The organism is Avrilella dinanensis (assembly GCF_002807015.1).
Taxonomy (GTDB): domain Bacteria; phylum Bacteroidota; class Bacteroidia; order Flavobacteriales; family Flavobacteriaceae; genus Flavobacterium; species Flavobacterium dinanensis.
In genome coordinates this window covers 35663-53399 of sequence record NZ_NIPO01000001.1, presented here as the reverse complement: position 1 = coordinate 53399, position 17737 = coordinate 35663, and the positions used below count along the sequence as shown (strand labels likewise).

The following is a 17737-nucleotide window of genomic DNA, read 5'->3' as shown; positions in this document are numbered from 1 at the left end:
TTCTTTATTTATTATTATCATTCCCCAACACCAATTGTAATACAATAGCCAGTAAAATAACCATCAGTGCTCCGACAAGATTGAGCCATAAGTAGCTGACTATGTCTAAGTTGTAGATGATGATAACCGAGATTTGCGTAATTAATGCCGACCAAAAAGCGGCTTTACCTTTAACAAATTTAATAAAGAACGCAATCAGGAATACACCTAAAACTGTTCCGTAAAATATTGACCCTATGATGTTTACCAGCTGAATTAGATTTTCAAACAAACTGATGAAACAAGCTGTGATAATACAAACGATTCCCCAGAAAACAACCGACAGTTTAGTAGCTTTCAGGTAATGACTTTCCGATTTTCCTTTCACATGTGATTGGTATAAATCAATGGCAGAAGTTGATGCTACTGCATATAAACCCGATGCAGATGATGACATGGCAGCCGAGAAAATCACTGCCAGCAACAAGCCGATTAATCCTTTAGGTAAATAATTTAAAATGAAATAGATAAAAACATAATCTTTGTCGTTCACGTCGCTGTTTGGCGACGCTTGTTTGATTAAATTTCCGGCTTGTTGCCGTAAGTCTTTTTCCTGTTCGTTCAGCGAAATCATTTTTTCTTCCAGAATGAGGTTATCGTAACCCTGATTAAGTTGCCCGGTATAAAGCAATGTAATCTCTTTTTTCTCATCTAAAAGGTAATCCAACTCTTTTTCCAGTTGGTGGTATTCTTCTTTGTATTCGGAGTTTTCAACTTGTGAAACATTAACCGGATTAAAATGTAGCGGAGCTTTGTTGGTTTGAAAAAAGATAAAAACCATCACACCTACCAGCAAAATAAAAAACTGCATCGGCACTTTGAGCAATCCGTTCATGATAAGTCCCATTTGGGTTTCCCGAATACTTTTTCCAGACAAATAGCGTCCTACCTGAGATTGGTCGGTGCCAAAATAAGCCAACATCAGGAAAAATCCGCCCGTTAATCCGTTCCAAATCGTATATCTTTCTGCCGGGTCAGTCGAAAAATTCAGTAGGTTCATTTTGTCGTTCGCTCCCGCCACGCCTAAGGCGTTGTTGAAAGTCATTTCGTCCGGAAATTTGTATATAATCAAACAAAAAGTAATGAACATTCCCATCATGATGATAAAAGCCTGTTGTGTTTGGGTCACATTCAGGGCTTTGGTTCCGCCGAAATAAGTGTAAAAAATAATAAGCACGCCAATAACAATGGTAATCCATGTCAAATCCCAGTTGAGGATAGATGAAAGGATAATCGCCGGTGCATAAATCGTCAAACCCGTACCGACACTGCGTTGAACGAGAAAAATTACTGCTGTTAATGTTCTGGTTTTCATGTCAAAACGCTTTTCCAGAAACTCATAGGCCGTGTAAACCTTCAGTCGATGATAAACCGGAATAAAAACCATACAAATCACAATCATTGCTAATGGCAGTCCGAAATAAAACTGCACAAATCCCATTCCGTCGTGATAGGCTTGCCCCGGTGTGGACAAGAACGTAATCGCACTTGCCTGCGTTGCCATGACCGACAACCCGACCGTCCACCAATTCGTTTGTTTGTTGGCAAGCACATATTCTTCCACATTTTTGCTTCCTTTGGTTTTCATTGTGCCGTAAATCACAATAAAAAGTAAGGTGCAACAAAGTATAATCCAGTCAATTACAGCCATAATTTATGCGTAAAAAATCATTAAAAAATAAAAGAAAGCAATGTATAACACATTCATCAGCAAGACAAGGCTGTATATTTTTTTCCACTTTCTGCGTTTAAAATCAGTCATTTTTCAGCTCGATTAAATTGATGAAAAGCTCCAGAGCTCCTGCGTTTCCGGCAGGTAATTGTCTGAAAAAGCTCAATCCGGTATAAATATAGTAACCTTTTCCGTACGATGCAATCAATAAACCTCCGTTGGTTGGTTTTTCATCGAAATCGCGTGAGGAAAAAACAGGTATAAAATCATCAGAAAACTCGTCGGCATAATACAAACCTTGTTCCTGAACCCAGTTTTTAAAATTTTCCTGTGTGATTTTAAAAGGTTGGTTTAACACCTTCATATCAGGATTGATAAAACGAACTTTAGCATTTTCGTCGGTTATTCTTGTTCTTCCCAATTTCAGTTTATAAGGTGCGATTTTGTCGGTTTTTAAATTCATATTCGTTTGATATTGAACGATAACCGTTCCGCCATTTTTAGCATAATCAAACAATAATTGATTTTTAACTTTTAGTTCTTCTTCGGTATTAAACGCACGAATGCCGACGATAATGGTTTCATATTGAGCCAAATCGTTTGTTTTAAGCGTTTTTAAATCAATTAAATCAACCTGATAACCAACGTTTTGTAACACTTGCGGAATTTCGTCGCCGGCTCCCATAATATAGCCAATATGTTTCTTTTTTAAATTTGAGTTATCGAAATTTATGATTTTAGTAGTTGAAGGTTTTATATAATAATTTAATGGAATGTGTTCGTAATCAATCCATTTTGTTTCATTTGAAGATAAGGTTTGATTTGAGTTATTAACTAATCTCACAGAATAATTATAGCTGTCGTCATCAAAATTTATTTCTTTATTTTTCTCTTTTTTGTTTAAACTAAAAGCAATTTCTTTTTGAGGTTTAGCAGCGTGGAGTCCCATATAACTTGGAGTTGTCACTATTTTTCCATTAACATCTTCATCAGAATAATTACTTAATACAACCGAAATGTTTTGCTGTTTATCATTATTAGATAAATAAACCGGTTGTTTAAATTGTACCGAAACTTTTGGAACAACGTGAAACGGTTTGTAAACTTCGCCTTTTACTTCGTCTTTATATTTATATTGAATTTCGACAGGAAACGAGACATAAACACTACTATTGATTTCCAAGCCAATTTCGTGTTTACTGATAGGATTGAATTGATTTTTGAAATCGTTAAACGAATTGATGAATTTAAAATTAGTTAAGTCTTTATTTGTAAATACCACATCAAAATCGCCATAAAACACTTCTTGGTTGGTCAATGATTTATTTACGGTTGTTTTTTGATTGTTGAGTGTAACATCTTTGATTTTTAAAGAAATATCAGCACGATTAGCAACTTCAACTTTTACAGAAATATTTTTATCGGGAACAGTATAAGGCTCGTTTGTGGTAATATCCAGAAATAATCCGGTACAATCTTTAATCAATTCTTTGACTTCATTTTGTTTACGGGTTTTCCAGATTGTTTCAGGCAATTTATCAATCTCAGCATAAATTTTTGTCAGTAAATCAACAGATTTAGAAGGGTTTTTAAAATCATATTGATTTAAAAGTTGGGTAACCAAAGGTTGGATTTTTTGTCCGCCTTCTATACGGTTCCAGCTCGTGTCAATACCTTCAAACAAATTCGATGAGTTGAGAGGTTTACCGTCAATCAATTCCACATAATCAATTTCTTCGCCTCGTGAAGACAAATCACCAAATCCTTGCGATTGGTGCTGGCTCCGGCTCAATGATGCAATTTCCTGATTATTTTTACCCAATTGATTGTAAAAAACACCAATATTCAATGGGATATATCTGGATTTATCGGCTTTTTCAAACGCTTGTTTACTTCCGAAAAAGAACCACGAAACATTGAAAAACAATCGGGACGGTTTCCAGATTTCTGAAGGTATTGTCGGAAGTTCAAAAGATGCATCTTGTGCCAACGCAAAAGCCTCTTTTGATAATTGAGCCGATGCTGTATGGTGTCCGTGCGTATTGCCCTCAGTTCGGTGGTCAAAACGATTGATGATGATGTCGGGTTGCTCTTTGCGAATCATATAAACCATTTGTTGCAACAGCGATTCTTTGTTCCATTTTTGAAAGGTCTCTTGTGGAGTTTTGGAAAAACCAAAATCATCTGCAGTAGAAAAAAATTGTTTTCCTCCGTCGATTTTCCGTGCATTCCAAAGCTCGTTGGTTCGGATAACACCCAGGTCCGTTCCCAATTCATCGCTGATTAAATTCTGCCCACCGTTTCCGCGTGTTAGCGACAGATAATTGGTGTATGCTTTTTCGTGATGTGTCAAATAGGTAATCAAACGGGTGTTCTCATCATCGGGGTGTGCAGCGACATACATCGCACTTGCCAGAACATTCAGCTGTTCCATTTTGAAATAAATTTCTGAAGGAGTTGGAGTCTGTGGTTTTTGGGCGAAACCAAGGTGTAAAAATGCAAGGCTGAAAATATATAAAAAGGTGTTTTTCATTGTTATGTTTTTTTTAAGCTGTTGTAATAACCGTAAAATTGTTCATTTGCTAATCCGCTAATTGTCTCATTGACACATTTTTATTCTTCCTGGTCTAAAATAACTACCGATTTTTGCAAAAACAAACTGTTAGGATACGAAATATATTCGCCATCTGTGGTAAGCAACATGGTATGAAAAGCTCTGATATCTTCAATTCTGGCTTCGATAGGAAAATCTTTGTCCTGAATCCGGATTTTATCCCCGATTTTGTACGGAAACGAAAAAAACATAACTACACCTGCAGTTACATTACTCAAAATAGACCATTGGGCAAATAATGCAACACCGATAAAAGCAGTCAGGGCGGTCAGATAGCCGAATATACTTTTAGAATCCACACCCCAAACCAGCGGAATAAAAATAATGAGGAATGTGCTCAGGAATATATCCACATATTTTTTGATGAGATTGCTTCGCCGTTCAGTTTTTTTAGACAAAGAAGCAAAACGTTTTATTAGCCTGTGTGTGATAAAACGCAGCAGCCAGAAGATGACAAACGCAATAACAGTCAGCCAGATTTGAGCTTCATAATGGCTAAAATTAAAGTTCATAAATTCCGATGTTTTTTAATTCGCAAATCAGTTTTTCGGTCGGTAATCCGACCACATTATTATATGAGCCGATGATTTTTTCGATACCGACAGCACCAATCCATTCCTGAATGCCGTATGCACCGGCTTTATCAAACGGTTGATAATTGCTGATGTAATAATCGATTTCTTTGTCGGAAAGTTTACGGAAAAATACTTGGGTAATGTCGCTGAATACAAGATAGTCAGTGTTGCTTTTCAGGCATACGGAAGTAATCACTTCATGCGATTTTCCGGATAATGACTGCAACATATTTCGGGCTTCGCCGGCATTTTTGGGTTTGCCCAAAGCTTGGTTTTGATACCAGACGATGGTGTCGGCAGTAAGGATAATTTCATCAGCATGAATATCGGTAAATGCTTCAGCTTTCAACTTTGCCAGGTATTCACTGATTTTTTCCCGGGCTAAATCACTTGGGAAAATTTCCTCGACCGGGCGGGTTTCGACCTCAAACGTAATTCCGGTTTGTGCAAGTAATTCCTGCCGCCTCGGCGATTGCGATGCCAAAATAATCTTTTTGTTGTGTATCAAGATAACTATCCATTTAAATCAAGGCTTAAAATTACGATAGAAAAAATACTTAGCCAAATGATTATCGACAGGATATTGGAGGAAAAATTAAAATCTTTAGCGTCTTTGGCATTCCATAGAATATATAGAAAATATAACATTGGTAAGGTAGCGGCAATGAGCAGATAATAAGGTGTATAGCTATATTCTGACAGATTTACCACAATAAAAATGACCAATAGTGCAAGCGGAATCAAGGACAGAAATGTAGTTCGCTTGGCACCTTTTTCCCGCCCGTGCAGGGTTGCCAATGTTTTTTTGTTCCGGCGGATATCGTATTGCATAAACTGTAAATCCTGTAAAATGGTTTGAATAAAAAACAAAATCCAAAGAAAAATCCCTAACGACAGCGAGAACCACAACACAGGTTCATTTGCAAAGAAATGCTCTTCAGAATCTTGCGAAGTAGGTAAATCGGTGAAAATTTCCAAAAAAATCGGGAAAGTAACCACAAAAGCAAACACGATGTTGTCCACAAGCAACACCTTCCGCCATTGAGTAATATACAGATAAAGTATAGCTGCAAGAGCCAGCGTATAGCCGAAATATACCGTTTTTTCGATAGCATTGGATACCATAAAACTGACAGCAATGGCAACCATATTTAACCCCAGATACTGATAATAAGCACGGTCGATATTTTTGAAGATAACCCGATGTGGATTTTCTTCCTGACGGACAATCCGGTAGAGGTACAATCCGGCAAAAGCCACGATAACAGTCGATAGGAAATAGCCCAGAAAGTAGATATCGGTCAGTACCAAGCCTTCTGCATGATGCCTGAATAGAAGAAAACGCAACAGCATTACGGCGACAAATATCTGTAAAATACTTTGCCATTGTTTGTTTTTAAAAATTTTCATAATGTATAGGTTTTGAATTAATTCAATATGAATTACTGTAAAAATACATATTTTTTTAATACAAACTTTGTTAAAACTATGATTGTTGAAAATTGTTTAAAACGTTTTTGGGGCAGCAAAGAAAAACCCGCCGAAAATAGGCGGGTTAATGGATTTTTTTTCAAGACATGTTTAAATTGCATTCTGGCAATAACGTAAGCATACAGGTATGAATTTTAAAACAGGACTTACTTATTTAAAAAATCAGAGCGTAGCATCATAAGTTCTCAGCCATTTATTCTGTACTTTCAGTACTTGTTCAATCACATCTCTGACTGCACCGTTTCCACCATTTTTGTGTGAAATATACCGGCAAATAGTCTTGATTTCAGGCACGGCATCTTGAGGACAAGTGGGCAGACCAACTTCTTTCATTACCCAATAATCAGGAATGTCGTCGCCCATATACAAAATGTGTTGAGAATCAATGTTATGCTTATTTATGTATTCCTTAAAAATGTCCATTTTGTGTGGTATGCCAAGATAAATATCGGTAATACCAAGGTTTTTCAGCCGTTCTCTCACACCGTCATTTTTCCCGCCCGAAATGATACAAACTCTAAAGTTTTTATCTATTGCAGCTTTGAGTGCGTAACCGTCTTTCACGTGCATCTGCCGGAGTAATTCGCCGTCGTTGGAAATGTGTAATTTTCCGTCTGTGAGTACGCCGTCCACATCAAAAATAAAAGTATTGATATTGTTCATAATTTCTTTATAACTCTCTGCCATGGTATTCCTGAATTGATTGGGTTAAAAGTTGATATATTTTTTTTGTTAATTCGTTTGTAATAAAGCGGATATGAGTGTCAATGGTTTTTTGGTCGTGTCGCACAGCCGGTCCGGTTTGTGCTTCCATCGGTGATAAATTGGTCAGTTTGTCAATCGTTTCCCGTAGCAAAGGTTGTAAAATTTTGCCCGGAATTTGATTTTTTTGACAAATATCTTCGGCAATCGTACATAAATGATTGGTAAAATTATTGACAAGAACCGCTGCAACGTGCATAGCTTTTCTTTGTTCTGAGTCGATAAAATGTACTTCTCTACTTAATATTTTTGCCAGTTGTTGGACCAAAATCAAATCATTTTCGTTTTCCGCCTCAATACAAATCGGGATTTGTGTAAAATCCACTTTTTTGTGTTTAGAGAAAGTTTGTAGCGGATAAAAAACGCCTCTGCGGTTTTTCGGATTAACCATTTCCATTGCGGTCGTCCCGGAAGTATGTACCACCAGATTGTTGTCAAAAGACAACGCTGATGACACTTCACTAATAGCGGAATCACTCACGCTTATCAACGTGATATCAGCCGGTTTGAGGTTTTTTATATCGTGGCAAATGTTTGTGCTTTCGGGAATATCATTCGGTAGATTTTTAATATTTCGGGCATAAATTTGTTGCAGATACAAATCATCATGAGATAGTATTTCCTGAATCAGATGATGGGCTACATTTCCTGAACCGATGATATTGAGCGTAATCATATTTAATGAATTAGACCAACAAATATAGAGATAAAAAGACGAAAAATAATTACCTTTATCATAGAATAAAATTGAATAAATGGTGTCAAAATGTCATTTTTTATAAATTGAATAATAAAAACAAGACAAAACGTCAGTTTTTGATAAATGGAATAGCTTTTGACTTTAGATGAGCATAATCAAAAAAATAAAACAATGAATTTGAATAATTTTACCATAAAATCACAGGAAGCGTTGCAACAAGCACAAGTTATTGTGCAAGGTTTAGGGCAACAGCAAATAGAGAATGAACATATTTTCAAAGCGATTATGGAAGTCGATGAAAATGTGACGCCGTTCATTTTGAAAAAAGTAGGCATAAACATTCCGGTTTTCACGCAGGCACTCGATGCGATTGTAGAAAACTTTCCAAAAGTAGAAGGCGGGCAAATGGGGTTGTCCCGGCAAGCTGGTTCGATGCTGACGAGTGCTCAGTCGATTGCCAAAAAAATGAATGATGAATTTGTGTCGATTGAACATCTTGTTCTGGCGATATTTAAATCGGGAGGCAAAGTCTCTCAAATGTTGAAAGACCAGGGCGTAACGGAAAAAGATTTACAATCGGCTATTCAGGAAGTGCGAAAAGGTGAACGAGTTACATCAGCATCGGCGGAAGAAACCTATAACTCGTTGAATAAATACGCAAATAACCTCAATCAGTTAGCCAACGAAGGAAAATTGGATCCGGTAATTGGTCGTGACGAAGAAATCCGTCGTGTATTACAGATTTTATCACGCCGTACCAAAAACAACCCGATTTTGGTCGGCGAGCCCGGCGTAGGTAAAACCGCCATTGCTGAAGGAATTGCTCATCGTATTATACAAGGTGATGTACCGGAAAATCTGAAAGATAAGCATTTGTATTCTTTGGATATGGGAGCTTTGATTGCCGGAGCTAAATACAAAGGAGAATTTGAAGAACGCTTGAAAGCAGTGGTCAAAGAAGTAACTTCTTCCGAAGGACAGATTATTTTGTTTATTGACGAAATTCATACATTGGTGGGTGCCGGTGGTGGCGAAGGGGCAATGGACGCGGCGAATATTCTGAAACCAGCATTGGCTCGCGGCGAACTCAGAGCAATCGGGGCAACCACTTTGGACGAATACCAGAAATATTTCGAGAAAGACAAAGCACTCGAACGTCGTTTCCAGAAAGTAATGGTAGACGAACCTGATACCGAAAGTGCCGTGTCGATTCTGCGAGGTATTAAGGAAAAATATGAAGCACATCACAAGGTGCGTATCAAAGACGAAGCGATTATTGGTGCGGTGGAGTTGTCGCAAAGATATATTACTAGTCGTTATTTGCCGGATAAAGCGATTGATTTGATTGACGAAGCAGCAGCGAAATTGCGCATGGAAATCAATTCCAAACCGGAAGAATTAGATGTTCTCGATCGTAAAATCATGCAGCTGGAAATCGAAATTGAAGCGATTAAACGGGAAAATGACGAAGCGAAATTAAAAGCTTTAGGTATTGATCTGGCAAATCTCAAAGAGGAACGAAATGAGATATACACCCGATGGAAATCGGAGAAAGATGTAGTGGACCATATTCAAAATGAGAAAGCCAATATTGAAAACCTGAAACTGGAAGCTGACAGAGCTGAGCGGGAAGGCGATTACGGAAAAGTAGCCGAAATCCGTTACGGAAAAATAAAAGAGGCAGAGGAAAATCTGGCTAAGTTACAAACCGAATTAGCGGAAACACAAAAAGGTAATTCGTTGATTAAAGAAGAAGTTACTTACGACGATATTGCTGAGGTTGTGGCAAAATGGACTGGCGTTCCGGTAACCAAAATGCTACAGTCTGAACGGGAAAAATTACTCCATCTCGAAGCCGAACTTCACCAGCGTGTAGTAGGGCAGGAAGAGGCTATTCAGGCAGTGAGTGATGCGGTGAGACGAAGTCGTGCCGGCTTGCAGGATCCGAAAAAACCGATTGGTTCGTTCTTGTTTCTCGGGACGACAGGTGTGGGTAAAACCGAGTTGGCGAAAGCCTTGGCGGAATATCTGTTTGATGATGAAAATTCAATGACACGAATCGATATGAGTGAATATTCTGAGCGTCACAGCGTGAGCAGATTGGTCGGAGCACCTCCGGGATATGTGGGTTATGATGAAGGCGGACAGCTGACAGAAGCGGTCAGAAGAAAACCTTATTCGGTTATTCTTTTGGACGAAATAGAGAAAGCTCACCCCGATACGTTTAATATTTTACTGCAAGTATTGGACGAAGGACGGTTGACTGATAATAAAGGACGGTTGGCTGATTTCAAAAACACGATTATCATCATGACTTCCAATATGGGAAGTGATATTATTCAGGAAAGTTTCGACAGCAATCCGACACCACAAGAAGTTGAACAAACCAAGCAAGATGTATTGAATTTGCTGAAACAAACGGTACGTCCGGAGTTTATCAACCGGATTGATGAAATCACGATGTTTACACCGTTAAGCGAAGATAATATCAAGCAAATTGTAAATATTCAGTTGCAATCTGTGTTCAGAATGCTGGCAGAGCAACACATTACAATGGACGCCACGCCGGAAGCGGTGGATTATCTGGCACGTAAAGGTTATGACCCGCATTTTGGAGCAAGACCGGTAAAACGGGTTATCCAAAAAGAAGTGCTGAATGAATTATCTAAACAAATATTGTCCGGCGAAGTAAAAACAGACAGTATCATTTTGCTTGATTCCTTTAACGGAGAAGGATTGGTTTTTCGTAACCAAGATTAATCAACAAATTTATATCTGAAAAACGCTACTCAATCGAGTGGCGTTTTTTGTATATAGGTTTAAATTAATTTTTGTACCTTTATAGTATAATCAAATAAAAAGCAGGTTATGGAAAATCATAAAAAAATATTCTCAGGGAGTGAAATTACAGCTTTGGCAGTAAAAAATATTCTGGAAGAGAATCATGTCGAATATCTCGAACGCAACGATGTGCAGTCGGCAGTCCGTGCGGGTTTTGGTACGTCGATTCAGGCAGTACATATTTTTGTGTTTGAAGAGGACGTTCCAAAAGTTCGCGAACTTTTGACTGGTTTTGAACTGGCAGATGAAGATTGAGTCGCGTAAAATATGGATTATATCAATCAAACCATTCGATATGTAAAGCAAGAATTGGCAGGTGCGGAAGCTGGTCATGATTGGTTTCATATCGAAAGAGTGTATAAAAATGCTTTACAGATTTTACAAGATGAACCGGCAAATCAAGAAGTAGTAATTTTAGGGGCGTTATTGCATGATATTGCAGATAGTAAGTTTCACAACGGAAATGAAGACATCGGACCAGAAAAGGCTGATGCGTTTATGACTTCAATCGGTATTGATGAAGAAGTAAAAAATCATGTAGTGAAGATTATTCAAAATATTTCATTCAAAGGAGGCAATTTTCAACAGCAGTTTTCATCTTTGGAGCTAAATATTGTGCAGGACGCCGATCGGTTAGACGCTTTGGGAGCCATCGGTGTTGCCAGAGCTTTTCATTTTGGGGGCTTTCACAACAGGATTATATATGACCCGATGGAAAAACCCAGAATGAATATGAGTAAGGAAGAATATAAAAAACATATCGGAACGACAATTAATCATTTTGATGAAAAGTTATTGCGGTTGAAAGATATGATGAATACCCTGGCAGGTAAGAAAATTGCAGAGCACAGACATCAATTTATGAAACAGTTTCTCGAACAGTTTTATGCAGAATGGAACGGAGAACGATAAGGTAAGAATGAACGAAAACGAAAAACAAAAGCAACTCCGAAGATATAAAGCCATTGCCACAGGGTTATTTGTGCTGATGGCGGTGGTGTATTTTGTATTGGCTTACCTGACCAAATATTATCCGCAAAACTGGATGTTTTATGTCAAAGCCTTTGCCGAAGCCGGAATGGTAGGTGCTTTGGCAGATTGGTTTGCCGTGACGGCATTGTTCCGTTATCCTTTCGGACTGAAAATCCCGCATACCAATCTCATTGAAAAAAGTAAAGATGCTATTGGCGAAAATCTGGGCAATTTCGTAACCGATAATTTTTTAACTCCATCAACGATTCGACCATATATCGAAAAATTAGACGTGATGAAATTTGCGTTAAACTGGCTGGAAAAACCTAAAAATCAACAAATTGTTTCTGAGCAGATAGTCGGTTTGTCACATTATATTATTGCCAATCTTGATGATGAAACAGTCGTCGATGCCATAGCAAAAAAAGGGAGTAATTTGCTCGATGATTTGCCTTATCATATATGGCTGTCAGACGGATTACAGTATATGATAGAAAACGCTGAACACAATCGTTTGCTCGATATTTTGTTGCCAAAAGCCAAAGATTATGTAGAAGATAACCGATTATTGATTTATAACAAAGTAGTCGAAAAACAACCTTTACTCAAACTGGTTGGAGGTAAAGCGGTTACCAATCAGCTCATATCCGGAATTACTTCTTTTCTGGACGATGTAAAGGAAAATGCCACACACCCGATTCGTGCCGAAATTGAGGATAAACTCAAAGAAACCGCTGGTCGTATCAAAACCGAACCAAGCTGGCGAGAAAAAATAGAAAATATTAAAAATCAGTTTATTACTTATGAAAAAATCAGGCAATATGCCGAAGATGTCTGGCTGAAACTGAAAGAAGAAGCCTTGCATAATCTCGAAGATAAAGATTCCAAAATCTGGACGTATATTACCAATGAAATGTCAAAATGGGTAGATAATATCCGTGAAGACAAGGATTGGCAGCAGAAAATTAACGGTTGGGTAAGACAAATGCTTTACAAACAGGCTTTAAAGAACAGTAGCGAAGTTGGCGGAATTATTACGCGAACGGTTGCCGATTGGGACGGTAAAGAATTAAGCGAAAAACTAGAGCTCGAAGTAGGTAAAGATTTACAGTATATCCGCGTGAACGGAACGCTTGTCGGTGGACTTGTTGGTGTGATTATCTACACTTTGACTCATTTTCTGATATAAGATGTTCCGTAGCCGTAGTACGCCATAGAACTCATAGAAGTTTGTATTTATGCTAAAAAAACATATCTATGCATCTGTGGCAAAAAAGAGCTAAATATCAATAATTTTTTTGCTTATAATTTTAAATTACCCGCTATATTCTATAGCTAAAAGCAAATTTTAAAAATATTCTAAGAAAATTATCTGGTAAAAAACTTACATTTGTGAGCTAATCCATAGAGTGAATGCACAAAAAAATAGTTGTCATACCAACCTATAACGAAATTCTGAATATCAAAAACATTATCGAGGCAGTTATGAAATTGCCAGAAGAGTTTGACGTTTTGGTAGTAGATGACGATTCTCCCGATGGTACAGCAACGGCGGTCACGGCTTTGTTCGAGCAATTTCCTCAACGTATATTTTTAGAAAAAAGAAAAGAAAAATCAGGTTTAGGAACGGCTTATGTTCACGGATTCAAATGGGCGTTGGCAAACGGCTATGATTATATTTTTGAGATGGACGCCGATTTTTCCCACAATCCGGAAGATTTGAGCCGTTTGTATCAAACTTGCTTAGAAGGTGCCGATATGGCTATCGGTTCTCGTTATGTAAAAGGTGTTAATGTAGTTAACTGGCCGTTAAACAGGGTTTTACTGTCATATTTCGCTTCTATTTACGTTCGGGTAATAACCGGAATGAAAATCCATGATACCACGGCAGGCTTTATTGGATACAAAAGAAATGTTCTGGAAAGTATTCCGCTGGGCGAGATTAAGTTCGTCGGTTATGCTTTTCAAATAGAAATGAAATACAGGGCTTTTTGCAAAGGTTTTCAAATTCGCGAAATACCTATTATCTTTACAGATAGAATCCACGGTGAATCTAAAATGTCCGGTGGCATTATCAAAGAAGCGGTCTTTGGCGTGTTGGATTTACGAATCAAAAAATTATTCAATCGACTCAAATGAAACCGATATGTTTAAAATCATCATTAAACACACAGCGGAATGATTGTTTTAAACATCAAAGGTTACATGTGACCATTGAAAAACAATAAAAATAACACATGAAACGAATCCTTATAAAAAACGGTACAGTTGTCAATGAAGGCAAAATTTTTCAAGCAGATTTATTGATAAACGGCGAAAAAATTGAACGTATAGACAGCGATATCAGCTGTGATAATGCCGAAATTATCGACGCTTTCGGATTACATATTTTACCCGGAATCATTGACGACCAAGTGCATTTCAGAGAACCCGGACTCACGCACAAAGGTAATATCGCTTCGGAATCCAAAGCAGCACTTGCCGGTGGGGTAACGTCTTTTATTGACCAACCCAATACCATTCCGAATGCGGTTACACAGGAAATTCTGGAAGAAAAATATAAAACTGCGGCTCAAAGTGCGTTCGTGAATTACTCGTTTATGATGGGCGGCACGAATGATAATCTGGAAGAAGTGCTGAAAACCAATCCAAGAAATGTGGCAGGAATCAAATTATTTTTGGGTTCATCAACCGGAAATATGCTGGTGGACAATGAGCAAACGCTGGAAAAAATATTTTCTTCTACCGATTTGTTAATCGCCACGCATTGCGAAGATGAAGGCACTATCCGCAGAAATCTCGAAAAGGCAAAAGCTCAGTTTGGCGAAGATATTCCGCCTTATATGCATCCGGTTATTCGAAGTGAAGAAGCCTGTTATATTTCTTCTTCCAAAGCGATTGAACTGGCAAAAAAAACAGGAGCGAAATTACACGTTTTTCACATCAGCACAGGCAAAGAGACAAATTTGTTTGATAATAATATTCCGTTGAAAGACAAAAAGATAACCGCTGAGGTTTGCATGCATCATTTGTTTTTTTCAGACAAAGATTATGAAGAAAAAGGCAATTTTATCAAATGGAATCCGGCGGTAAAAACGGCACAGGACAGGGAGCAGATTTGGGAAGCATTGCTTGATGACCGTATTGATGTTATCGCAACAGACCACGCACCGCATACTTTTGAAGAAAAATCACAGAAATATCTGCAAGCTCCGTCAGGCGGACCAATGGTTCAGCATTCGCTGCCCATGATGCTTACTTTCGTAAAACAAGGAAAAATCACACTGGAAAAAGTGGTAGAAAAAATGGCTCATAATCCGGCGATTTTGTTTCAAATCGAGAACAGAGGTTTTTTGAGAGAAGGCTACCAGGCTGATATTGTTTTAGTCAATTTGAATCAACCTCAAACTGTTCATAAAGATAATATTTTATACCATTGCGGTTGGTCGCCGATTGAAGGAGAAGAACTTTCGGCAACGGTGGTGTCCACCTTCGTAAACGGAAATCTGGCGATGAACCAAGGTGAAATTACCGAAGAAAAATTCGGTCAACGGTTACTTTTTAACAGATAACACGATGAGAAAGATAATTTTATTCGTTGTTTTGATGATAACTTTTTGTGCTTGTGCAGACAAGAAACCAAAGAATTTACTGTCTCAGTCCGACATGACCGATTTATTGTATGAGTTGGTTTTGATTGGAGCGATAGAGTCTTCTTCGTACCAGCAAGATACCATTTACATTACACAAACCCCCGAAGATTTATTAAAAAAATACGAATTAGATAGTCTTGGTTTTGTAGAGCAACATCGGTATTATCTGCAACACGAACCTCAGGTGTATGTAGAAATGCTTGATACTATCCAAAGCAAATTCCGACAAAAAGCAGAAGAATTAGGTGGTACTAAACCAGACATTAAAAAGACAAAAAAAATATTGAAATCGACAATCAATAGGGATAGTTTAACGTCGAAAGTGGGGGAGTAGTATATTTTTTAAAATACTAAAAACGTAAATGAAATTTTTACGATAATAGGGAGTGCATGGTAGAAGAATCAAAAAATACACTACATTTTTATATTAATCGAAAGAAGGAGATAAGAGACCTGGTGGTATCTACAATATTTGTATTTGTGCTGTTATTTCTTCGAGATAAATTAATGAATTTTGAACTAAATCCGATTAGAGGTAGCATTATTGCTATAACCATAGTGTTTTTGTTTTTCGTAATAATTCACTCTATTATTTTGTTGTTACGAAATAAACCTTCTATTACCGTTACAGAAACAGAAATAATTCTTTACAAACTATTTGGAAAATTGATTATCGTTAAATTTTCAGATATAGAATCGTTTAATATTTTAACAACCTATCACAAAGGAATACCAAGTTCAAACCAAATTGTAATCGAATTAAAAAAAACATCTGAAAAATATAATAGAATATGGTTTTATAAATTTTTAAAATTATTTGGGTCAAAAGTCGCTAATTCTCAATATGGAATATTAACAAATAATCTGGATATAAAAAGCGAGGAATTGTTTAAGATTTTAAAAAGAAGACTGAAAAAACATAATTAAATAGCTTAAATTTTAGTGTTTGTCTTGATTTGAGTTTAAAAACAACAAAAACTATATACTAACAGATACCAAAAATCCAGATTAAATCTCGCAAACAGATTCTAAATATTTATATTTGCATAAAAATTATAAACATGCAAAATATAATAGAAGAACTAAGCTGGCGAGGTTTAGTACACAATATAATTGACGGAACTGAAGAACAACTTTTGAAAGAGCCTACAACTGCTTATATCGGGTTTGACCCCACTTCAGATTCTTTACATATCGGTAGTCTGGTGCCGATTATTTTGTTGGTACATCTGAAAAACTTCGGACACAAACCAATTGCACTCGTTGGAGGTGCAACGGGTATGATTGGCGATCCTTCGGGAAAATCGGACGAAAGAAATCTTTTGACAGAAGATGCCTTAAACCATAATGTGGCAGGAATAAAACGAGTGTTGTCACGCTTTCTAAATTTCGATTCAAAAGAAGAAAACGCTCCGATTTTGGTAAATAACTACGATTGGATGAAAACCTTTTCGTTCATTGCATTTGCCCGCGACGTAGGGAAACGAATCACTGTAAATTATATGATGGCGAAAGATTCTGTAAAAAAACGTTTCGCTGCAGACGGTGCCGGAATGTCTTTTACGGAATTTACCTACCAGCTGATTCAAGGTTACGATTTTTACCATTTGTATAAAAACTACAACTGTTTGCTACAGATGGGAGGGTCTGACCAATGGGGAAATATCACGACCGGAACCGAATTAATCCGCAGAATGACCGACGAAGATTCCAAGGCTTATGCTATGACTTGCCCGCTGATTACCAAGGCAGATGGTTCTAAATTCGGCAAATCCGAAGGCGGAAATGTTTGGTTGGATTCAGACAAAACATCGGTATATAAATTCTACCAGTTTTGGCTGAATACTTCTGATGAAGATGCAGAAAAATATATCAAAATATTTACCTTTCTGCCCAAAGAAGAGATCGAAAATCTGATTGATGAACATCGGGAAACACCGCATTTGAGAGTGTTGCAACGAAAACTGGCAGAGGAGGTTACTGCTTTTGTTCATTCGCAGGAAGAATTGGAAAAAGCAGTCAAAGCATCTGAAATTTTGTTCAGCAAAAACACTAAAGCATCGGACTTAAAGGAATTGGACGCACAAACTTTTCTGGATATTTTTGATGGTGTTCCACAGGCAACTATCGCCAAAGAAAAACTGACAGAAGGCATTGATATCGTTGATGCATTAAATGCCGAATCCGGATTTTTAAAATCCAACGGTGAGGCGAGACGAGCCTTGAGTGAAAACTCTATTTCCGTGAACAGAGAAAAGGTAACGGAAGAATTTAAAATAACCAATAACGATTTGATAAATAATCAGTTCGTTTTGTTGCAAAGAGGTAAGAAAAACTATTTTATTTTAAGTTTTGAATAAAACCAGAGTGACTGTTTCAAATAAAAAAAGAGTGTTTTTTGTCATTCCGACGAAGGAG

The 17737-nt window shown here is 37.4% G+C and carries 16 protein-coding genes; 9 read left to right on the top strand and 7 right to left on the bottom strand.

The genetic code is table 11. The annotated features are described in order from the left end of the window. Positions 1-4 precede the first annotated feature (4 nt). The 7 genes from CDL10_RS00230 to CDL10_RS00200 form a co-directional block, all read right to left on the bottom strand. Entirely contained in the window at positions 5-1690 is a 1686-nt protein-coding gene (locus tag CDL10_RS00230; RefSeq protein WP_100676662.1) for a sodium:solute symporter, read from the bottom strand. A 103-nt stretch (positions 1691-1793) separates the two neighbouring features. Continuing rightward, positions 1794-4244: a PIG-L family deacetylase gene (locus tag CDL10_RS00225; protein ID WP_100676661.1), complete on the bottom strand. Its 2451-nt coding sequence runs from the start codon at positions 4242-4244 to the stop codon at positions 1794-1796. Between the two features lie 80 nt (positions 4245-4324). Beyond that, positions 4325-4837 (bottom strand): mechanosensitive ion channel domain-containing protein, encoded by a 513-nt coding sequence (locus CDL10_RS00220; RefSeq protein ID WP_100676660.1) that lies wholly within the window; start codon positions 4835-4837, stop codon positions 4325-4327. Further along, entirely contained in the window at positions 4827-5384 is a 558-nt protein-coding gene (locus CDL10_RS00215; protein ID WP_243389267.1) for a Maf family nucleotide pyrophosphatase, read from the bottom strand. Before CDL10_RS00215 ends, CDL10_RS00220 begins: the two co-directional genes overlap by 11 nt. Positions 5385-5413: 29 nt before the next feature. After that, positions 5414-6310, bottom strand: a complete 897-nt coding sequence (locus CDL10_RS00210; RefSeq protein ID WP_100676658.1) for a UbiA prenyltransferase family protein — start codon at positions 6308-6310, stop codon at positions 5414-5416. Between the two features lie 243 nt (positions 6311-6553). Beyond that, the gene (locus tag CDL10_RS00205; RefSeq protein ID WP_100676657.1) at positions 6554-7078 is read right to left on the bottom strand and encodes a KdsC family phosphatase; all 525 of its coding nucleotides are present in this window, start codon (positions 7076-7078) and stop codon (positions 6554-6556) included. Next, the gene (locus tag CDL10_RS00200; RefSeq protein ID WP_100676656.1) at positions 7062-7829 is read right to left on the bottom strand and encodes a Rossmann-like and DUF2520 domain-containing protein; all 768 of its coding nucleotides are present in this window, start codon (positions 7827-7829) and stop codon (positions 7062-7064) included. The genes CDL10_RS00205 and CDL10_RS00200 overlap by 17 nt, the downstream gene beginning before the upstream one ends. 195 nt (positions 7830-8024) lie before the next feature. Here CDL10_RS00200 and clpB point away from each other — a divergent pair, with 195 nt between their 5' ends. The 9 genes from clpB (at position 8025) to tyrS (ending at position 17679) form a co-directional block, all read left to right on the top strand. Further along, positions 8025-10613 (top strand): ATP-dependent chaperone ClpB, encoded by a 2589-nt coding sequence (gene clpB / locus CDL10_RS00195; protein ID WP_100676655.1) that lies wholly within the window; start codon positions 8025-8027, stop codon positions 10611-10613. A gap of 108 nt (positions 10614-10721) precedes the next feature. After that, positions 10722-10949: a putative signal transducing protein gene (locus CDL10_RS00190; RefSeq protein ID WP_100676654.1), complete on the top strand. Its 228-nt coding sequence runs from the start codon at positions 10722-10724 to the stop codon at positions 10947-10949. Between the two features lie 12 nt (positions 10950-10961). Then, on the top strand, positions 10962-11606 hold the full coding sequence (locus tag CDL10_RS00185; protein WP_100676653.1) for an HD domain-containing protein: 645 nt from the start codon (positions 10962-10964) through the stop codon (positions 11604-11606). After that, entirely contained in the window at positions 11581-12855 is a 1275-nt protein-coding gene (locus CDL10_RS00180; protein WP_243389266.1) for a DUF445 domain-containing protein, read from the top strand. The genes CDL10_RS00185 and CDL10_RS00180 overlap by 26 nt, the downstream gene beginning before the upstream one ends. Before the next feature lie 224 nt (positions 12856-13079). After that, positions 13080-13805: a polyprenol monophosphomannose synthase gene (locus CDL10_RS00175; RefSeq protein WP_100676652.1), complete on the top strand. Its 726-nt coding sequence runs from the start codon at positions 13080-13082 to the stop codon at positions 13803-13805. A gap of 98 nt (positions 13806-13903) precedes the next feature. Continuing rightward, a complete protein-coding gene (locus CDL10_RS00170) occupies positions 13904-15238 on the top strand; it encodes a dihydroorotase (protein ID WP_100676651.1) in 1335 nt (444 codons plus the stop codon). A 4-nt stretch (positions 15239-15242) separates the two neighbouring features. Further along, the gene (locus CDL10_RS00165) at positions 15243-15653 is read left to right on the top strand and encodes a DUF4296 domain-containing protein (protein WP_100676650.1); all 411 of its coding nucleotides are present in this window, start codon (positions 15243-15245) and stop codon (positions 15651-15653) included. Positions 15654-15709: 56 nt separating this feature from the next. Further along, entirely contained in the window at positions 15710-16246 is a 537-nt protein-coding gene (locus tag CDL10_RS00160; protein ID WP_100676649.1) for an STM3941 family protein, read from the top strand. A gap of 134 nt (positions 16247-16380) precedes the next feature. Next, positions 16381-17679 (top strand): tyrosine--tRNA ligase, encoded by a 1299-nt coding sequence (tyrS, locus tag CDL10_RS00155; RefSeq protein WP_100676648.1) that lies wholly within the window; start codon positions 16381-16383, stop codon positions 17677-17679. Positions 17680-17737 lie beyond the last annotated feature (58 nt).